The following is a 20,123-nucleotide window of genomic DNA, read 5'->3' on the forward strand; positions in this document are numbered from 1 at the left end:
GACAGGTGCGCCTGACGATCGCGCCCCCTTGGCCTTCCTCGGCCGTTTTTCTGTTGTGGTATACGTTTGTGGACAGGTGTTATGAACAAATCCTTATTTTTTGTGGCGCTGCTGGGCGCCTTTGCGCTGGGTGTGGGCAGTCAGTGGCTTTGGCCCGAGCCTTCGGACAGCTCAGAACCTTCAAAGACTGACAGCGACGAGAAAAAGCCCCTTTACTGGGTGGCCCCCATGGATGACAGCTATCGCCGGGACGGGCCGGGCAAGTCCCCCATGGGCATGGATCTGGTGCCGGTGTATGCGGAAGACCAGAAACGCGAGCCCGGCGATGTCCGGATTGGCCCGGCGGTTGCCCAGAACCTCGGGCTGACGCTGGCGGAAGCGACCCACGCGCCGGTGGGCCAGACCATAGAGACGGTGGGACTGGTGGAGGTGAACCAGCAACAGGTGCAGCACTTTCATGTGCGCGCCTCGGGCTGGATTACCGAGCTGGCCGTGGCCACCGAGGGCGACCCGGTCAAAGCCGGTGAAAAACTGTTTGAGTTCTACTCGCCGGAAATCATCAATCTGCAACGCGAGTACCTGCAAAGCCTGAGAGACCAGCTTCCGGGACGGGCAGAGGGCTCCCTGTCCCAGATGCGCGCCAAAGGGGTGAGCGAGCGTGAAATCGAGCGGCTGAAGCGCGAGCGCAGCGTACGGGAGAAGCTGCACTACTACGCGAGTCGGGACGGCTATGTGGTGCAGCTCGGTGTGCGCGAGGGCAACTTTGTGGACCTGCCGCAGAACCTGATGTCCATTGGCAGCCTTGAAGACATCTGGGTCAATGTCGAGCTGTTTGAGGCCGATGCGGGTCGTATCACCACCGGCCAGCCGGTCACCCTGACCACCGCCAGCTATCCCGGTGAAACCTGGGAAGGCACCGTCTCCTACCTCTATCCCACGCTCAACAGCGACACCCGAACGCTGCGCGCCCGCCTGGAATTTGCCAACGACGAGGGTCGGCTCAAACCGGGTATGTTTGTCAGTGCCCGGATCGAACCCGAGGACGAGCAGGCCGTGCTGTCCATTCCCCGAAGCGCCCTGATTCGCACCGGCGCCGGAACGCGCGTGGTGCGGGAAGTCGAACCGGAGGTGTATCGCTCGGTGCCGGTCAAAGTTGGACAAGTCGGCCGCGAGCGCGCCGAAATTCTGGAGGGTTTGCGCCACGGGGATCGCGTGGTTGAAAACGGGCTGTTCCTGATCGACTCCGAGTCCAGCCGCGAAGCGGATTTAGGCCGAATCGAAACTCGAGCACCAGAAGAGGACGAGACGGATCACGATTCAATGGATCATGACTCGATGAATCACGAGGACATGGACCATGGAACTATGGACCACAGCGAAATGGATCATGGCGAAATGAACCATGACGATATGGACCATTCCGAAATGGATCATGGAGAAATGGATCACGACACCATGAACCACGACAGTGAAGATCAAGACACGCAGAATACTCATGAGCATCACGACCACGGAGGAAGCGCGCCATGATTGCTGCGATCATTCGCTGGTCCATTCACAATCGCCTGCTGGTGGTGCTGGCCACTTTGATGTTGTTGGGTTGGGGACTCTACTCAGTGCGCAACACACCGGTGGATGCCATCCCGGACCTGTCCGATGTGCAGGTGATTGTCAAAACGTCCTACCCCGGACAGGCGCCGCAGGTAGTGCAGGATCAGGTGACCTACCCGCTCACCACCGCGCTTCTGTCCGTTCCCAAAACCCAGACCGTGCGGGGCTTCTCCTTTTACGGCGACTCTTACGTTTACGTGATTTTTGAGGAGGGCACGGACCTCTATTGGGCCCGCTCCCGGGTGCTGGAGTATCTGAATCAGGCCACCCAGGATTTACCCGAAGGCGCTCGCCCCGAACTCGGCCCGGATGCCACCGGGGTGGGTTGGGTATTCAACTATGCGCTGGTCGACCGCACCGGCCAACACAACCTGGCGGAACTCACCACGCTGCAGAACTGGTTTCTGAAATACGAGTTGCAGGCGCTCGATGGTGTGTCCGAGATCGCCACCATTGGCGGCATGAACCGGCAGTATCAGGTGGAGGTCGACCCGCAGAAGCTGCGCGCCTATAACCTGCCGCTGCAACAGGTTCACGCCGCCATCGTCAATGGCAATGCCGAAACCGGCGCGTCGGTCATCGAAATGGCCGAAGCGGAGTATATGGTGCGCGCCACCGGCTATGTGCAGAGCATTGAGGACCTGGAGCAGATCCCCTTGGGCACCAACGAGCGGGGAACCCCGCTGCAGTTGAAAGATGTCGCCAACATCCAGCTCGGCCCGGAAATGCGTCGGGGCATTGCCGAGCTGAACGGCGAAGGCGAGGTGGTGGGTGGCATTGTGGTGATGCGCTCGGGCGAAAACGCGGCGGAAGTGATCGACCGGGTGAAGGCCCGGCTGGATGAACTGAAGCCCAGTCTGCCCGACGGCGTGGAGGTGATCACCACCTACGACCGCTCGCAACTGATTCGCAATGCGGTGAGCAATCTGTACGACAAGCTCGGTCAGGAATTACTGGTGGTGGTCCTGATCTGTGCCCTGTTTCTGTTTCACCTGCGCTCATCCCTGGTGGTGGTGTTCAGCCTGCCGTTGGGCATTCTCATCGCGATGATCGTCATGCAGATTCAGGGCATCAACGCCAACATCATGTCCCTCGGCGGCATTGCCATCGCCATTGGTGCCATGGTCGATGGCGCGGTGGTGATGATCGAGAATTTCCACAAACACCTGGAGCGTCACAAAGGCGAATTGAATAACGAACAGCGCTGGCAACTGGCCGCCCGCTCCGCGTCGGAAGTGGGCCCGGCCCTGTTTTTCTCGCTGCTGATCATTACCCTGAGTTTTCTGCCGGTATTCGCCCTGGAGGCCCAGGAAGGGCGGATGTTTTCCCCGCTGGCTTTTACCAAAACCTACGCCATGGCGGCCGCCGCCGGATTGGCCATTACCCTGGTGCCGGTATTGCTCGGTTACTGTGTGCGCGGGCGCATCCTGCCCGAGCGGAAAAACCCGATCAATCGGGTGTTGATCGCGGGTTATCAACCCTTGCTGCGCGGCGTGTTGCGCTTTCCCAGAACGACGCTGCTGATCGCCCTGGCGATCATGGTCATCGGGCTCTGGCCGGCGCAGAAACTCGGCACGGAATTTATGCCCACGCTGGATGAAGGCGACCTGATGTATATGCCCACCACCTACGCGGGCGTGTCCATTGGCGAGGCGCGGCAGATTCTGCAGCAGACCGACAAGCTGATCAAAACCCTGCCGGAAGTGGATACGGTGTTTGGCAAAATCGGTCGGGCCGATACCGCCACGGATCCGGCCCCGCTGACCATGATCGAAACGGTGATTCAGTTCAAACCCAGAGACCAGTGGCGACCCGGTGTCACCCCGGAATCCCTGCGCGCCGAGCTGGATCAGTTGGTCGACTTTCCGGGCCTGACCAACGCCTGGGTAATGCCGATCAAAACCCGAATCGATATGCTGGCCACCGGCATCAAAACACCGGTGGGGGTCAAAATTGCGGGACCGGAGTTGTCGGTGATTGAACGGCTTGGGCGGGAGCTGGAAACCGTGATTGGTGACGTGCCCGGTGCAAGCTCCGTGTACGCGGAGCGCGTGGCCGGCGGACGCTACCTGACCGTGGATATCGACCGCGCCAGCGCCGCCCGCTACGGGCTGAATATCGCCGATGTGCAGTCGGTAATCCGCACCGCCGTGGGCGGTGCCAATATCACCGAAACCGTCGAAGGGTTGGAGCGCTACCCGGTCAACCTGCGCTATCCCCAAGCCTATCGTGACTCGCCGGAGGCGCTGGCCAACCTGCCCATTGTCACCCCCAATGGAACCCACATTCCGTTGGGCGAGGTGGCCCGTGTGGCCATCGAAGACGGACCGCCCGCCATCAAGAGCGAGAATGCCCGACTGAACGGATGGGTGTATGTCGACATCACCGAGCGGGATCTGGGCTCCTTTGTGGCCGACGCGCAAGCCGCGGTGAACGAGCACGTAGAACTGCCTCCCGGCTACTCGCTGCGCTGGGCCGGCCAGTACGAATACATGGCGCGCGCCCAGGAAAAACTGGCGCTGGTGATGCCGATTACCCTGGGCGTGATTGTGTTGCTGCTGTACCTGAACTTCCGCCGCTTCAGCGAAGTGGCGATGATCCTCATGACATTGCCGTTCGGGTTGCTGGGCGGCGTCTGGTTGCTGCTGGCGCTGAACTATGACCTGTCGGTCGCGGTGGCTATGGGTTTTATCGCCCTGGCCGGGGTGGCGGTGGAAATTGGCGTATTGATGCTGGTGTATCTGAACCTGGAATATCGAGCCGCCGAGGAGCGCTGCATTGAGGCCGGTCGGGCCTTCACCCGCGCGGACCTGCAACAGGCGGTCATGGAAGGGGCAGGGCTGCGCCTTCGACCGATCGTGATGACCGCCGCCACGCTGTTCGCGGGCCTGCTGCCCATCATGCTCGGTGGCGGCACCGGTTCGGAGGTGATGCAGCGCATCGCCGCGCCCATGGTGGGCGGTACCTTCACGACGTTGATCCTGACGTTGTTAGTGCTGCCCGTGATTTATTATCTGTGGCGTTCGGTGGGTAAGCCGGCGACTTGATCGCCGGTTCAACTGCGCAGAATGCTCTGGATCGTCGTAAACAAAAACGCGGTTAAGAGCAGCAAGCTGTAAACAGAGGCAGTGAGTAAAAATTTGAAGACCGATTTCCACCAACCCTGACGATAAAATATTTTGTGGCTCAGCAGCAGATAGAAAGGCACCGACCAGAACAGCAGACTACTGAGCACACTCAATGCCTCGGGCACCACAGGCCAAGCCGCCAGAGCATCCTCAAGCATGGCCAAGCCCACCGCCACCACCGCCAGTTGCAACACGAAGCTGTGGGTGTGGAGGGCGAGTATCAGGTGTTCCATATAAAAGTGATGTCGCCGCCAGTAGATCAGTTTCAGAACCAGGGCAAACAGCGGCAAAAGCAGAAACATTACCTGAGGAGCGAGGGAGAAAAACTGATTGATGCCGATTTGAGGGTTCTCGGCAATACGACCGAAGTTATACTCCAGTCGTCGATTGGTTTCTTCGCTGACCAAGGGCAGTTCAAAGTGCACATCCCGACCCGGTATGGGTGGTGCAACCAGACCGCCGCCTGGCGGTTCTGACTCATCATCTGCGGCGCTCTCGGCCGTCTCCTCCGGTGGGTTCAAGTTGATCGAATCCACCGGTATCGCCTGGGCGAACACCAGAAAAGCCACAATGGAGGTAAAGATGTAAAGGCGCAGCGGCGGAACATATGGGGCTCGGTGCCCCTGAACGTAACGCAGACTCAGAAACCCCGGGCGGACCCACAGTGGCCATAAGGTCCGCCAGAGACGATTGTCCCAGTTGGTGAATTCACCGAGAAATTCCGCAATCAATCCGAAAGCGCTGCGCACATAATTCTTGTTGTCCTGTCCACAGCGATGGCAATAATCGCCCTGAAGCGGCGTATCGCAATTGGCGCAGAGCGAAGGCTGAGTCATGTCATCCCTGTCGGCCATTGCGCTAAGCCACCACCCGGTCGCGCCCTTCAAGCTTGGCTTGATACAGTTTTCGATCCGCGCTTTCAATAAATTCCGCCAGCTCACCTTCGTGATCGGGAATAATACTGGCGACGCCGACGCTGATGGAAACCAACTGACTGGCACCGGAAGCGGCGTGGGGAATCTGCAACTTCAAAATGGCCTGGCGGCAACGGTTGGCCACCGCGCGGGCGGCTTTCTCATCGGTCTCCGGAAGCACCAACATGAATTCCTCGCCACCGAACCGGGCCAGGAAGTCCCGGGGACGGGAGGCTACGGCATCCAGGGTCTGGGCAATCGACCTGAGGCAGTCATCGCCCTGCAGATGTCCGTACCGATCGTTGTACTGTTTGAAATAATCGATGTCGATCAGCAATACCGACAGCGGCTGGCAATTGCGCCGGGCATTCAACCACTCAACATCGAGAATGGAGTCAAGCATGCGCCGATTGGCCACGCCGGTCAGGCCGTCCTGGTAAGACAGCGTTTCCAGCTCTTTCTGCAGTTTGATCAGTTCCTGCTCGGTTTTCTTGCGCTCACTGATATCGAACATGAAGCCGATCAGCGCTTCCACCGCGCCTTGCTCATTGCGGGCGACATGGACCACGTCCCGAATCCAGACGTAGTTGCCGTCTTTGGTCAGTGCCCGGTAGTCCGCCTCATGGTCCACACCGGACTGGGACTGGCTCACACAGAAGTTCACCACCCAGTCCCGATCTTCCGGGTGCATCCGGGTCGCCCAGTCCTCTACGCTGACCCAGCTTTCCGGCGTCCAGCCCAGGAGCGCTTCAATCTGTGGGCCGATGTAGGCGAATTTCATGGTCGCCCAGTCGATTTTCCAGGGGATGGCCTTGGTGGATTCAAGCAGGGTTTTATAGACCGCGCTATCAGTTGCGTCGGAAATGGGGGAGCTCATGAACAGGTGGCCCGGTGCTGGTTGGTCAAAGCCGTTCCTCTGGCGGGAACGATCACGCTGATTCAATATACTCCGAACCGCCGGGGCGGCCAACACCCGCCCACCTGACTACACCTCGAAATGGGCCACTTTGCGCGACAACTGCTGAGCCAGCTCGGACAGCTCCCGACTGGACCCCGCCACCTGATCGGCGCCAGCGGAGGACGCCAGGGTCGCCTCACTGATCCGGTTGATATTCTGATTGACCCCCTCGGCCACCTGGCTCTGCTCCTCCGCGGCGCTGGCAATCTGGTGGTTCATATCGGTGATAGCCACCACTTCCTGACGGATGGTCGACAGGGCGCGCTCGGCCTCACGGGTTTTCGCCACGGTTTTCTGGGCCAACTGGTGGCTGGTTTCCATCACCTCCACCGCGTCTCCGGCACCGGTCTGCAGGGTGCCGATCATTTCCCGAATCTCCCGGGTAGAAGCCTGGGTGCGGGTCGCCAGCGAGCGCACCTCATCGGCGACCACCGCAAAGCCCCGGCCGTGCTCGCCAGCGCGGGCCGCTTCGATGGCCGCATTCAGGGCCAGCAGATTGGTCTGCTCGGCGATGCCGTTGATGACATCGATGATTTTTTCAATATCGCCACTCTGGGTCGATACCGTCTGCACTTTGCTTACGGCGTCTTCGAGGGTTTGTGCCAACTGTTCAATGGCGGCAGCGGTTTCCTGCACCGTCTGATTGCCCGTGTTCACTTCCCGGTCGGCACTTTGGGTGGCACTTGAGGCGTTGGCCGCGCTGCGGGAGATCTCCACCACCGAGGCACTGAGTTGATTGATGGCGGCGGCCATCTGCTCGGTCTCCGAAGACTGCAGGCGCACCTGCTCGCTGTTGTCATCCGAGGTCCGGGTCAGTTCTTCTGAAGAGCGGGCCAGGGTTTCCGACGCCGTGCGTACATCGGTAATCACACCGGCGAGTCGGCGCAGGGTTTTGTTGATGTTGGCCATGACGCTGTTTGGGTAGCGAGAGTTCTCCGTCACGGTCAGTTGCCCGGAGGCAAAGGCTTCGATCGCCGCTGACAAGGCTTCCGGCTCAGCCCCCAGCGTGGCTTTGATATTTCTGATGATCACCACGGCCACCACCGCCCCTGCAATCAACGCCAGGAAAAGGAACGCCACCATGACTTTGGCAAAACCGCCTGCCACTGCCTGCACATGATCCACGTCCCGGCGAATATCCGCTTCCTGGTAGTCAATAAACGCGTTCACCCGGGCCAACCATTCGGTGTAGGCCCCCGAGACGTCGGATAACAGAAACTGGCGGGCCGCCTCGATGTTGCCTGCCTGACGTAGGTCGACCAGCTCGTCGGTCAATGCCAGGGTTTCCCGCTCGATATTCTTGATCCTATCCAGCAAGCGTTGCTCTTCATTGCTCACGGCCTGGGCGTCGAACAGGGCATCCATTTGCCGGGCCGATTCCTGATAAAACGCATCCAGGTCACGCACATCCTGCAAGTGAGCCTGCAGGGCCCGCTCGCTCTCGACCAGCACGGCATCGCGAATGGCAATGGCCCGGTCGTGAACACTGCCCCGAAAGTTGATGGCCGACCGTTGCTTCTGGGTCGCCCCCTCGTTGACGGCGGACAGGGTCCGGTCCATGACGGTCACCCGCTGGATACCCAGCACAGTCACCACGGTAAACAGTAAAAGAATCAATCCGAAGCCCAGTCCAAGGCGCTGGGCGATGCTGAGGGGTCTAGCCATGATCAGTACTCTTGGTGAGGGGCATCGCCCCGAGGTTGTCCCCGGCTCTTCGGCCAGGTGTCAATTTTCCCGACAGAGTACGCGCAAGCATGTCGCCCGGATCAACACAAGTGACCTTTCGTCGCTCAAACCTCCACATTCCCTGCATAAATCTGCGCTAAGCTGGGGCTTTGCAATAGCGGACACGCCATGACATCCATCGCAAAGGTCATCCGACTGAGGCTGGGCGCCAAACTGTTTCTGATCATCCTGCTGGCCAACACCCTGCTGGCCGGAGTGATGCTGTACGCCAATAATCAGGCCTTTACCCAGAGCTTCGAAGCCTACCTGAGTCAGGTTCAGTCCCGGCGGCTGGCGCCGCTACTGGACTCCCTGGCCGATGAGTACCGGGCCCAGGGTGGCTGGGCGTGGATTGGCGAACAGCCGGAGCGTTGGCGCGGCCTGAACCGTCGCTTTCTCTGGCCCCGTCACAACCGCCACGACGACCGGGACCAGCGACGGCTATTGCCACTGTTCCAGTTGCGCGATGCCCGGGGTGAGCTTATCTGGGGCGAACCGACCCCGGACCGTCGAACCGCCTGGCTCCCCATTGAAGTGGATGGCGAGCGGGTGGGCGAATTGGGGGTACCGGTCAACCTGCGCCTGACCTCGGAGTTCGATCAGTTGTTCGCGGAGCAACAGCGTCGTCAGTTCCTTGGCATTGCCCTGATGGCACTGTTACTGGCGGCGGCGGTTGCACTGCCCTTCGCACACCGGCTGACTCGTCCCATTGCGCGCCTGCAACTGGCGACCCGACAGCTCGCCGAGGGCCACTTTGACGTCAGCCTGACCCAACGCGGCAGCGATGAGCTGGCGGAGCTCGCCCAGGATTTCAATCGCCTGGCTCGTCGCCTGAAAGATAACCTGAGCGCCCGCCAGCGCTGGATTGCGGACATTTCCCATGAGCTGCGCACCCCGGTTTCCGTGTTGCGTGCGGAGTTGGAAGCCTTGCAGGACGGCATCAGCGAGCCCACACCCGAAACGCTGACCTCCCTGCACCAGGAGATCTGTCGCCTGGGCGGACTGATTGACGATCTGCACGAGCTGTCCCTGTCCGACGCCGGCGCCCTGAGTTACCAGATGGTGCCGGTTGACCTGGGCGAGCTGATTGATCAGATCTGTGCCCATAGCCGCAGCGCCCTTCAACAACGACACATTGAATTGAGCTGGCGGCCCCCGGAGCAACCCATCGTCATTTCAGGCGACCCCAGGCGCCTGTCCCAGCTGCTGAGCAACCTGATGCAGAACACGCTGAACTACACCGATGGACGATCAGAGCAGCCCGGTCATCTGCATATCGCACTGGTGCCCCGTGCTGATGCGGTGGAACTGAACTGGTCGGATTCGGCCCCGGGGGTCCCGGAGGCGGAGTTGCCCCGACTGTTTGACCGACTGTACCGGGTCGAGGGCTCCCGCAACCGGGCCACCGGCGGTTCCGGGTTGGGGCTGTCGATTGTTCAGAATGTCGTCCACGCTCACGGCGGCACCCTGGCCGCTCAGGCGTCGCCACTCGGTGGGGTGGCCATCGTGATCCGCTTTCCCCGGGAGGGGCTTGCATGATCCTGATCGTTGAAGACGAGGCCAAACTGGCCCGGGTTCTGGTGCAGTACCTGAACCGGGAAGGTTATGAAACCCACTGGTGTGAGCGGGGGGATGAGGCCCGTGACTGGCTGACCCGCCATGAGCCCACACTGATTCTGCTGGACCTGATGCTACCCGGTGTCGACGGGCTGACCCTGTGTCGGGAGCTGCGCCAACGCTCCCCGGTACCCATCATAATGACCACCGCGCGAGTCGAGGAAATTGACCGGCTGCTCGGGCTCGAATTGGGCGCGGATGACTACATCATTAAGCCTTACAGCCCCAGGGAAGTGGTCGCGCGGGTCAAGGCGGTACTGAGGCGTGCCAGCCCACCGATTCTGGCCGGGCGGGACGAGTTGCGCTGTCGGGGTAATCGGGTATCGCTGGGCGAGCAAAGCGTCGAAGTCACCGCCGTGGAAATGCGTCTGTTGCAGTGCCTGATACAGCGCCCGGGACACATTTACTCCCGGGACCAACTCATGGATGCAATCTACCCGGACCGGCGACTGGTGAGTGACCGTACCATCGACAGCCACGTCAAAAATCTGCGCCGCAAATTGCAGACACTGTCGCCGGAGCGGGAATTTATCCGATCGGTGTACGGGGCCGGTTACAAGTACGAATAGGATTCGCGGCAGAATCCTTTTTTCCTCCCCATTTCCTGCCAATTTGAGGCGCATGCTGAATACTCGCAGGGGCACTGAGGCCCTGCATTGATCACATTTAGTGAGGAATGCCGCTATGTTCAAGCCATCGCTTTTTGATAAAAAGCAGCTACTGACCGCCGCCCTGCTGGCCACTCTGATTGCCGCGCCCGTTTGGGCCGGAGACCGGGGCGAGCACCCCCATGGTCCGCGCCTGGAGTACATCTTCAATCAACTGGAGCTGAGCGACGATCAGCGAACCGAAGTGCAAACCGTCCTGCAGGACTTTCGCAGCGAACGACGTGAAGCCATGAAAGCCCGACGAGAGGCCGGCGAGCCGCGTCCAAGCCGGGAGGAAATGCTGGCCCTGCGCGAAACCCACCAGCGGGAGTTGGCCGAGCGCCTGAGTACCGTACTGACGGCCGAGCAGGTGGAGGAATTTACCACCTATCTGGAGGCTCACCGACCTCACCACCGTGGCATGAAAAAGCACCAGAAATAGGCAGGAACGGCCTGACGCATTGCAGCGACGCGTAATCCGACAACAGGACGGAGACCTGTCGGATTACGCTATCGCTAATCCGACCTCTCATAACTCAGTCAAGTCCCTTTATTTAATCATTTTACCTGCCTGTTGGGCACACGAGTCTGCTGGCATTGCCTGAGTCGTTGACGCACATGCCGGTGGTACTCGTGTGTTTAGCCTGTGTGCCAGCTCGAAGGCCTCCCGGATGAACGTCCATGGGGTCAACCGAACCTCTCGCATCGGATGTCCGCCTGGCGGCATCAACTCAGTTACCTTGGGTATCGCGTTCCATGGATCATCCCGCGGGCTGCCTCTTGACTACTTAGGAGCCTCAAGACTGGGCTAGAGGTCGGATCGAAGGTCAGCCCGAAGGAAGACTCGTTGCCAGCGTGTTACGGCTGGATTAACTCATTGCTCGCTCCTGTTGCTCGTCTCTGTTCGTCCTCATCGGTCGACTCGGTGGTGCTTATGCCACTTCGGCCCGGGGTGGCTCGGCAAAGAGCTTGGCCGGATCGAACCGCTTGCCTTGAGCCACATGCCACAGCGCCTTGGCCAGCTTGCGCATCAGCGCGATGATCAGTTTGCCCTTGGGGCCTCGGTGTCGGGCCAGCTTGGCGTCATACCAGGCTCTGGCCGGGCCTGATTGACGTATCAGGCGAAGGGCGGCGAAGTACAGGTAGTGGCGCACCACCCCGGGCCCTCGCTTGGTCAGCTTCAGCTGCCCTTTGTGTTTGCCGCTGGAGCGCTCTTTGAGGTTCAGCCCCGCCGCTTTCAGATAGCTGGCCGCACGCGGGTAGTCATTGGCCGAACCCAGGGCACAGTAAAGCACCACCGCGCTGTTATGGCCCAGTGCCTCGGCCATCCAGGCCAGCTCCCGGGTGTGCTCGACGTGCTCGGACAGCGCTCGCTCCAGCTCGCGGGACTGCGCCCGTGTGTCCAGCATCTCCTGGGCCAGGGCCCGGATGAGTTCGTGTTCGGTCTCGACCACCGGCACGCCCAAGGTCGTGGCGGCACTGCGCAGCAGGCCTTCGCGCTTGGACGTCTTAAGCATGTGCCCACCGACTCGGCGCAGCAGTCGGTCCGCCTGCTCCGGCTGTGCCGTCACCCGAACCGGGTCGCCGTACTCGGCCAGCAGGTGCAGCAAGCTGGCGCTCTGCAATGTCAGCCAGCACAGCGCCTCCGGCCAGTGCCGGGCCAACAACGCTTCGAGCCGATTCAGTGCCCGCTGGTGGCGCTCCTGTACCTGCTCCAGCCGATTCAGTAAGGCTCGCAGAGCTCGACGCGCTTCACTCGGCTCGCGCCAGCGCTGACTGATGCCATCCAGGTGCAGCCGGCCGATCAGGTAAGCCGCCTTGGCGTCGTGCAGGCTCGGGACCCCGTCATACACTTCAGCGGCGTCGTGCACCCGCTTGGGGCTGACCCGGTAGATTTCGGCACCCAGAGCTCTCAACTGGTAGCGCAAGGCGTCGCCATAGGTACCGGTCGGCTCCATGACCGCCTCCAGGCGCTGAGCCTTGAGGTTCGCCAGTTCCCGCAGCAGGGCCGGGCTCTGTTGCGGATGCTCCCAGCGGATGGTCTTCAGAACCGTCCGGTCCGGCTTCATCAGCGCCACGTAGAAGTCCTTCTTGGCCACATCAATCGCCAGAATCAACCGCTCGCCCGCCGTCTGCTCACGCAGTTGATCCCAGTTCACCTTCTGGAAATTTTGGGCACGATAGTTATACTTGCGCATAAGGGGACACCTCCAATGCTCTCGGTTCTTCGCACCTTGCTGTTACAGCAAGTTACCGAGTTATGAGGGTCCCCTTTCTTTTTTCTACCTTATAACTGACTACTCAACGCTGAGTTGTGACGCAATGGAATCCAGTGATTGTTGCAACGCCAGGGCAAAGGCCCGGGGCTGCTCAAATTGGGGGAAGTGGTGGGTGCCCGGCAGGACGGTTTCCTGCACGTAGGGCGCACAGCGCTTTTGCGCCGCCTCGGAAATGTGCTCTCCGTTCAGCGCCACAATGGGGCCCTTGATCTCGGCAAAGGCCGCGTCCGGGGACCAGCGCAACAGGTTGTGCCAGATGGGCAGCAGACGCTCCGGGTCGCCCGCGGCCATTCGGGCTTTGATCCAATCGCGGATCTCAGGGTCCAGTTCCGGCACCGTGGTACTGTCCACCAGTCCGGCCATGGCGCCGCGAAAGTCCGCCTTGAAAGGTTCTTCAATCGCGGCAATGGTCTCGGCGTCCATATCCCCATAGGGCAGTCCGAAGCTGTCCACCAATACCACACCCACCGGCCCGGACCAGCGCCGGGCCGCTTCCAACGCCACACAGCCGCCCATGGAGTGACCCACCAACATCAGTCGATGGGCCCCTTTTTGATCGGCCACCTCGGTCACGGCTTTGGCCAGGCCCTCGATCGTCCAGTCATCCCAGGGTCTATCCCGCGCTTCGCCGTGGCCAGGAAGATCCAGTGCCAGGCAGTGACGGCCCTGGGGCAGGGTAGCCAGCGTTTGCGCCCAATCGGTGCGCTGGCAGCTCCAGCCGTGAATCAGGATGACCAGGGGTTCGCCCCGGCCCTGCTCGGTCACAAAATCGTCACGCTCGTCGGACATGGTTGGTTTCTCGTTTGAATTAGTCGTTGCGGATTCGCGTATTCCATCGCAAACTTGTTAAAAATAAGCGAAAATCGCGCCAGAGTCGATGGGTTGATCTCCGGCTGCCCGCCACAGCCTCTGGCTGCGGCCTCTCGGAACCACGGTACCATGCCAGACAATACGCTACGGCAACGCCTTGCGGAGCATAACGAACAACTTCTGGGGACCCTGTACGGCAGTGCCCTGAGCAACGGCCAGTGGACGCCGTTTCTCAAACGGATGATCGATTTGACCGGGTCCCGTTCGGCCCGCTTACTGTTGTTGAATCAGGGCGCGAATACCGTTCAGCGCAGCATCAAGGTCAACATCGACGATAGTGCGCACCAACGCTATGTGGAACACTTCGTCAACCTGTGCCCCTGGCGCACCGAACTGGGTGAGAAGCCAGCCGGACAACTGTATTCCACTTATCTCGATTTCAGTTGCCGACAGCCGACGTTTTACCAGAGCGAATTCTTCAACGATTGGGCCAAGGGTCTGGATATCCACCATGGCGTGTGCGGCACGGTGTACAGCACCGAGCAACATAAGGTGCAATTGTTGATTCAGCGTACCGGTGGGCAGGGACATTACTCCCGGCAAGAGACCAATCTGATCAACAGCGTTCTACCTCATGTGCGTCAGGCCCTGCGCCTAAGCGCCCTGATGGCGGACCGGGAGGCCCGGCTGACCTCGGCCCTGAGTGCCGCCCAGATGCACCCGCTACCGTTTATCCTGTTCAATGCGAACGGTCAAATCCGCTACTTTTCCCCCCAGTTGGAGCAGGTCACACCAACGGGGTTGCGCTTCACCGCGGACGGGATCGAACTCACTGATCCGAACCTCAATCAGCAGTTCAAGGCAGCCCTGCACCGCCTGACGCGCAAAGCGGCCCACTGCCAGACTCTCGAATGGCGCGTTGAGGTCCCCCGCGCTCACTGTCCGCCGCTGTATTGCTTGTTGGCTCCGGTGTTTCCCGGTGCCGATCCGAACCTGCCGTTCTGGCAGACCGATATCCACGCCGCGCTCTATATCCGGGACCCACTGGCACAGACCGGCAAGCGTCATCAGCAGTTGATGAGCACGTATGGACTGACGGACGCTGAGGCGCGGCTGGCTCAGGACATCGCCCTGGGCCTGGAGCTCAAGGCCATCGCGGCCCGGGATCACCGCTCGATTCACACCCTCAGAAGCCAGTTGAAATCCATATTCAACAAAACCGGACGTTGCCGACAGAGCCAGTTGGCCGCGCTGGTCAACCAACTGCCCGCCCGGTAGCCAGGGCCCGTCGCCGGTGCCACTTTTGCTCGACCCTGTGATATATTCATTGCCAATCCGGTATTTGACCCGACACTCATCAGTACCGGGCTTGCCATGACAATGGCAATCGCATACAGAGCCATAACAACAGAGGCCAGTACCAGGCCCGGGACTTTCGGTGTATGAAAGACGACAAGCCCACCTCGTTCGATATTGCCTATCGGGCCGGGGTTTCTCAATCCACAGTCTCACGGGCGCTGCGCGACAGTCCGCTGGTCAACGAGGCCACCCGCAAGCGGGTTCAGGCGATTGCCCGGGAGCTGAACTACAAAGTCGACAAAAACGCCCGTAACCTGCGCTCCAAGCAGACCCGGACCATCGCCCTGTTGCTGTGTGAGGATCAGGGCATTGGCGACTCCATGATCAACCCCTTTTTCCTGTCCATGCTCGGCAGCATTACCCGCGCCTGCGCCAACCGCCAGTACGACCTGCTGGTGTCTTTCCAGCAGATGAGCGATGACTGGCACGCGGATTTTGAGGACGCCCACCGGGCCGACGGAATCATTTTCCTGGGGTATGGGGACTACGTGACCTACGTGGAAAAGCTGATCCACCTGAACGAGGCGGGCGCCCACTACATTACCTGGGGTCCGGTACTGCCGGGTCAGCCGGGCATGTCCATTGGCTGTGACAATTACAACGGTGCCTACAAGGCCACCAAACACCTGTTACAGCTCGGCCGGAAACGGATCGCGTTTATTGGGGATGCCAGCGAGCACTCCCCCGAGTTCCGGCGCCGCTATGAGGGCCACGCCCGGGCACTGAAGGAATTCGGGATTGAGCTGGATCCGGCCCTTCAGGTCGCGGCGGAAACTTCGGAAACCGATGGGAAAGCGGGCATTGAAACCCTGCGAGCGCGGGGCGTGGAATTCGATGCGGTATTTGGCGCGAGCGACCTGATCGCCATCGGGGCGATTCAGGGGATTGAAGCCGCCGGCATGATCGTACCGGATGATATTGCGGTGGTGGGCTTTGATGATATTCCGACCGCTTCCTACACCCATCCGCCTTTGACCACGGTGCAGCAGAACACCCGACTGGCGGGCGAGCTGCTGGTGGACAACCTGCTGAAGATGATCGATGGGGAGAAACCGGAATCGTTTCTGCTGCCCACCGATCTGATTTTGAGGAGCTCCTGTGGACACAAAGAGTAGTGTAACGGTACCGACTTTTCCTTATATCTAATGACAAGACATTCTTTTCTATACAATTATCATTAAACACACCAACCAATCAATGAGGAATGAATAAAAAATAAATCCAAAGTGGTGATTCCGTTACAGGCACTCTTTAATGCAGCTTGTTAAAAGTATATCAGTGTGCTCTGACAAACTCCTTGAATCTCTCCTTGCTGCGGTAGATATTTCATCAAAATTAATCCCAGAATCCTCCTTCATACTAATAAACTGTGAGATAGACGTCTTAGACATATCAACCCGAAAACCGTTAACTTCATCTGTTATTTGCTCAGACATACCCGATTCGCAATCCTGTATAATACAAATCTTCCCCATTGCCATACATTCCGTAACCACCAACCCCCAGGGTTCATAGATAGATGGAAAAACAACCCATTTCAGAGGCCTCACAAAACTCTTTACCTCTTCCCTTTCCAAAGGGCCATAATATTGTATAGTTCTATCAAAAAACTGCCGGCGTATGACCTCATTTTCAAGTGCACCCTGACCGGCGATCTGCATTGGATAATTTTTGTAAAAATCTGGGTTTCTATCTACGTCGTTTAATATTCTCTGAATCCCTTTCTGAATATCCAACCTTCCCAAGTATCCTACTTTAAGATTTTTGTTCTGCGGAGAGTATGGCCAATCTTCCTTATCTATTCCCAACGGAGCAACCTTAATCTTACTTCTTAAAGATGACCCATAATATTTAAGAATCTCTGATTCTGTAAACTCGGAATTTGCCCATATTTGATCCGCCTCCATGACAGCTCCCTGCTCAACTCGAGCACAATCTACCCAAGGATTAATATCGATCATTCCAATATCTAAATTGCACATAAAAGAATTTGTCACTCCTCGATATAGAAGGTGGCAAAAATAGACAGTGGTTATTCCTTTGGCACGAAAGTATGGGAAGTCCAAATATGGGAAAAACATATAATCAGGGAAAACTACCACTTTCACCCGAAACCGATCACATACACCCGATATAAACCCTGAGAGCCTATCAAAATCTACCCCTATATCGTAACCTTTAGGTATCCCAAAGCTTATCAAAGGGATACCTTTATAATTTAACTCTTCGATATTCCCGAAAACCTCACAAGAGTTATCGACATCAATAATAACCAGACTTTCCTTCTCGCTGATTAATGGAAGTACCCTCCTGTAATATTCTGGCATTCCTGTATTATCACTTTTATTCCTAATGTTTATGGTTAAAAATAGAATCATATAGAATTTCCTCTATCCATGCTCTTTAACTCTAAGCGGAGCAAAATTCGAATCTACGAGATCCGTGAAAACAAATCTTAAAAAAAGAATAAATATAGCTATCAAACCCGATACGCCTGGACCATAGCGAATAATCATCAATGCAAACAAACAAAGACTCATCGAGATAATCCATGAGCACGCAACATCAATCTCTATCAAAGACCCGCATTTTTCACATCTAGCTCCTGCAGCGACAGTGGAGGTATCGATTGATTTTTCTTTACAATAAGGACACACCCTATTCTCATTAAACATACAAATCCTCAAAATTGATCTCGGCTGCCTTAGCAGCCGAGATTCCTGTTTACTTACCCCCGTATTCAACAGCTGCCCCATAGGCCCCAGCAGCGAGAGCAAAACTGGATCCATAATGTCGCACTAACTGATTGGCCGTAAATCTCGTGGCCACACCAACAGCCAGACCAACTAGAGGAAGAAAAGCGCCATTAACACTTTTAATCTCTCTTTCATTCAATTCACGCATAATAATCTCCTTGATTACAGGTTAGTTTCCAATAGTATTCGGCGTCCTGCCGACTTGACCGTCTCCGGCCTGTGAGCTACCAGAACCCGGGTAATTGAAAGCGAAACGAGGTTATGGTTGACCTCCGCCTCCCTCTCAACATCCAAATGACTGGTAGCTTCATCCATGAACAGGATGCGTGGCTCGCGGTACAAGGCGCGAGCCAGCACAATTCGTTGTTTTTGGCCGCCGCTCAGGCTAGTGCCCATATCGCCGACCAGGGTGTTGTATTGCATGGGCATTCTCATGATCTCATCGTGGATACAGGCCATCTTTGCGCACCGGATGACTTTCTCCATATCAATCCGATCGGAAAAGCAGGCGATGTTGTCGGCAATATCGCCACTCAGGAGCTGATCATCCTGCATAACGCTGGCAATATTCGAGCGATAGCCGAGAATTTGACGAAGTGGATTCCCGTCCACCAGAACCTCTCCCTCCGTCGGAGTCATCAGGCCCATCAAGCATTTAAGTAGCGTGGTCTTTCCCGAGCCACTTGGGCCGACAATCGCCACGGACTCCCCGGCATTGATTTTAAAACTTACGTTTTTGAAGACAGGAGGGTCCATCGGACCATAGGCATAAGTCAGATTCAGAACCTCGAGCTCCCCAGCCAACTTTTCGGGCTCGGCACTCTGAGAAAGGGACGCTACAGCTGCATCGTTCGACTCCTCTGTTTTAGAGAACACGATGTCTGATAGCCGGGTCAGGTGGAGCTCCAGCATTTTGAACTCAATCCACCGACTGACAAGACTGTCCATAGAGCCGACAAAGCGGTTTTTGTAGCTGATAAAGGCGTACAACATGCCGACGGACATGACATTTCCGATCACAGCCATAGCGCCGAAGTAGATGATGATGATGTTTTCCAGTCCAAACAGCAGGCGATTGACGGTGTCGTAGCCAATTCCCCAGTTGGTCAGCCGGATATCCTTGTTCATGGCCGTAGCGAGGTTGTTTTGCCATTGACTCTGGCGGTCGTTTTCTTTTTGAAACAGCTTGACCGTCTGGACACCCCGGATCGATTCCATGAAATGGCTATTTTCTTTGGCGTGGGCGATCAGGCTTTCTTCCGACAGCAGGCGGAAGGGGCGGTATACGGCCCAGCGAAACAGGGCGTAGACAAGAACGATGGCGACCGCAATCAGAGTAAGCATTTTGTCGTAGAACAGCATGGCAACCAGGGTGATGATCGCCATAATGCCATCGACGATAGCGGTAATCAGGCCGGTGGTCAGAAGTTCCCGAATGCTTTGCAGGGAACCAAATCGGGAAACGATATCTCCCATATGCCGTTTGGCAAAGAAGTCCATGGGCAGCCGGATGAGATGCCGGAAGACATTGGCCGCCATTTGAATATTGAGCCGGTTGGACAGGTTCACTATGACGAACTGCCGTAAGGCGCTGGTACCGGTTTCGATCAACAGCAGCAGCCCGAACCCCAGAGCCAGCACCAACAGGAGATCTTGGTCCCCTCGCAACACCACATCATCAATGACGGTCTGCATATACAGCGGCGAGATCACCGCGAACAATTGGAGCAGAAGCGACAGGATCAGGATCTGGAGGAGGCTTCGTTTCAGTCCGGTTACGCGACTCCAGAAGTGGCGTAGCTTCAGGGTCTGCTTATCGGAGCCTTCCTCAAAGTCGGAGGTGGGTGTCAGTTCCAGGGCGACCCCGGTAAAGTGGTTGGAGAAATCCTCTACGGTCACCGCCCGCTCTCCCACGGCGGGATCGTGTAGCAGGTATTTCTTTCCCTTGACTCGCTTCAGGACCACAAAGTGGTTCATTCCCCAGTGGAGGATACAGGGCATCTGGAGCTGATGAACTTCATCCACTTCGGCTCGGATGGCGCGAGGGGCAAGGTGCATCTTTCCCGCCACGTCCATGAGTTGCTTCAGTTGCACGCCGTTCTGGGAAATACCGAACCGCTTTCTCAGCGTGGCCATATCGGTTTCAAAGCCGTAATAGCCGGCGAGCATAGTCACGCACGCCAAACCGCACTCCGCCATTTCCGTCTGGAGGATCACGGGCAGGCGGCGACCGCCTCGAAAGTTCAGCAGTCGGTCTGTTGTCAGTGTGGCGTTGGCGTCCATGAAGGTTCCATTCCGTGCCGTTCTCGTAAAACAAGG

General features: G+C 57.9%; 15 protein-coding genes. 7 read left to right on the plus strand and 8 right to left on the minus strand.

Features of this window, described 5'->3' with window-relative positions; translation table 11 throughout:
- Positions 1–81: 81 nt before the first annotated feature.
- On the plus strand, positions 82–1,530 hold the full coding sequence (locus OOT55_RS12365; RefSeq protein ID WP_265366174.1) for an efflux RND transporter periplasmic adaptor subunit: 1,449 nt from the start codon (positions 82–84) through the stop codon (positions 1,528–1,530).
- Positions 1,527–4,658: an efflux RND transporter permease subunit gene (locus OOT55_RS12370; protein ID WP_265366175.1), complete on the plus strand. Its 3,132-nt coding sequence runs from the start codon at positions 1,527–1,529 to the stop codon at positions 4,656–4,658. The genes OOT55_RS12365 and OOT55_RS12370 overlap by 4 nt, the downstream gene beginning before the upstream one ends.
- Before the next feature lie 8 nt (positions 4,659–4,666).
- Here OOT55_RS12370 and OOT55_RS12375 read toward each other — a convergent pair whose 3' ends face one another.
- The 3 genes from OOT55_RS12375 to OOT55_RS12385 form a co-directional block, all read right to left on the minus strand.
- Positions 4,667–5,593: a DUF3667 domain-containing protein gene (locus tag OOT55_RS12375; protein WP_265366176.1), complete on the minus strand. Its 927-nt coding sequence runs from the start codon at positions 5,591–5,593 to the stop codon at positions 4,667–4,669.
- A 4-nt stretch (positions 5,594–5,597) separates the two neighbouring features.
- Entirely contained in the window at positions 5,598–6,530 is a 933-nt protein-coding gene (locus tag OOT55_RS12380) for a sensor domain-containing diguanylate cyclase (protein WP_265366177.1), read from the minus strand.
- Positions 6,531–6,638: 108 nt separating this feature from the next.
- On the minus strand, positions 6,639–8,276 hold the full coding sequence (locus OOT55_RS12385) for a methyl-accepting chemotaxis protein (RefSeq protein ID WP_265366178.1): 1,638 nt from the start codon (positions 8,274–8,276) through the stop codon (positions 6,639–6,641).
- Positions 8,277–8,465: 189 nt separating this feature from the next.
- Between OOT55_RS12385 and OOT55_RS12390 the strand changes: the two genes are divergently transcribed.
- The 3 genes from OOT55_RS12390 to OOT55_RS12400 all read left to right on the plus strand — a co-directional run bounded on the left by OOT55_RS12390 (position 8,466) and on the right by OOT55_RS12400 (position 11,042).
- Positions 8,466–9,875, plus strand: a complete 1,410-nt coding sequence (locus OOT55_RS12390) for an ATP-binding protein (RefSeq protein ID WP_265366179.1) — start codon at positions 8,466–8,468, stop codon at positions 9,873–9,875.
- Positions 9,872–10,522, plus strand: coding sequence for a response regulator (locus tag OOT55_RS12395; RefSeq protein WP_265366180.1), 651 nt, complete (start codon positions 9,872–9,874; stop codon positions 10,520–10,522). Before OOT55_RS12390 ends, OOT55_RS12395 begins: the two co-directional genes overlap by 4 nt.
- A gap of 115 nt (positions 10,523–10,637) precedes the next feature.
- The gene (locus tag OOT55_RS12400) at positions 10,638–11,042 is read left to right on the plus strand and encodes a periplasmic heavy metal sensor (RefSeq protein ID WP_265366181.1); all 405 of its coding nucleotides are present in this window, start codon (positions 10,638–10,640) and stop codon (positions 11,040–11,042) included.
- A gap of 490 nt (positions 11,043–11,532) precedes the next feature.
- On the opposite strand, the gene OOT55_RS12405 is transcribed toward OOT55_RS12400, so the two are convergent.
- A complete protein-coding gene (locus OOT55_RS12405; RefSeq protein WP_265365638.1) occupies positions 11,533–12,798 on the minus strand; it encodes an IS110 family transposase in 1,266 nt (421 codons plus the stop codon).
- Positions 12,799–12,897: 99 nt separating this feature from the next.
- The gene (locus OOT55_RS12410) at positions 12,898–13,668 is read right to left on the minus strand and encodes an alpha/beta fold hydrolase (RefSeq protein WP_265366182.1); all 771 of its coding nucleotides are present in this window, start codon (positions 13,666–13,668) and stop codon (positions 12,898–12,900) included.
- 150 nt (positions 13,669–13,818) lie between these two features.
- Between OOT55_RS12410 and OOT55_RS12415 the strand changes: the two genes are divergently transcribed.
- Both OOT55_RS12415 and OOT55_RS12420 read left to right on the plus strand, forming a co-directional pair.
- The gene (locus OOT55_RS12415; protein ID WP_265366183.1) at positions 13,819–14,967 is read left to right on the plus strand and encodes a helix-turn-helix transcriptional regulator; all 1,149 of its coding nucleotides are present in this window, start codon (positions 13,819–13,821) and stop codon (positions 14,965–14,967) included.
- 164 nt (positions 14,968–15,131) lie between these two features.
- Positions 15,132–16,163, plus strand: coding sequence for a LacI family DNA-binding transcriptional regulator (locus OOT55_RS12420; RefSeq protein ID WP_265366184.1), 1,032 nt, complete (start codon positions 15,132–15,134; stop codon positions 16,161–16,163).
- A gap of 123 nt (positions 16,164–16,286) precedes the next feature.
- Here OOT55_RS12420 and OOT55_RS12425 read toward each other — a convergent pair whose 3' ends face one another.
- From OOT55_RS12425 to OOT55_RS12435, 3 genes are all read right to left on the minus strand, one after another.
- Positions 16,287–17,426: a glycosyltransferase family 4 protein gene (locus tag OOT55_RS12425; RefSeq protein ID WP_265366185.1), complete on the minus strand. Its 1,140-nt coding sequence runs from the start codon at positions 17,424–17,426 to the stop codon at positions 16,287–16,289.
- Positions 17,427–17,772: 346 nt separating this feature from the next.
- Complete coding sequence (locus OOT55_RS12430) at positions 17,773–17,952, minus strand: hypothetical protein (RefSeq protein ID WP_265366186.1); 180 nt, start codon at positions 17,950–17,952, stop codon at positions 17,773–17,775.
- 14 nt (positions 17,953–17,966) lie between these two features.
- On the minus strand, positions 17,967–20,087 hold the full coding sequence (locus OOT55_RS12435) for a peptidase domain-containing ABC transporter (RefSeq protein WP_265366187.1): 2,121 nt from the start codon (positions 20,085–20,087) through the stop codon (positions 17,967–17,969).
- Positions 20,088–20,123 lie beyond the last annotated feature (36 nt).

Origin of the sequence: Marinimicrobium sp. C6131 (genome assembly GCF_026153455.1) — a bacterium.
Taxonomy (GTDB): Bacteria; Pseudomonadota; Gammaproteobacteria; order Pseudomonadales; family Cellvibrionaceae; genus Marinimicrobium.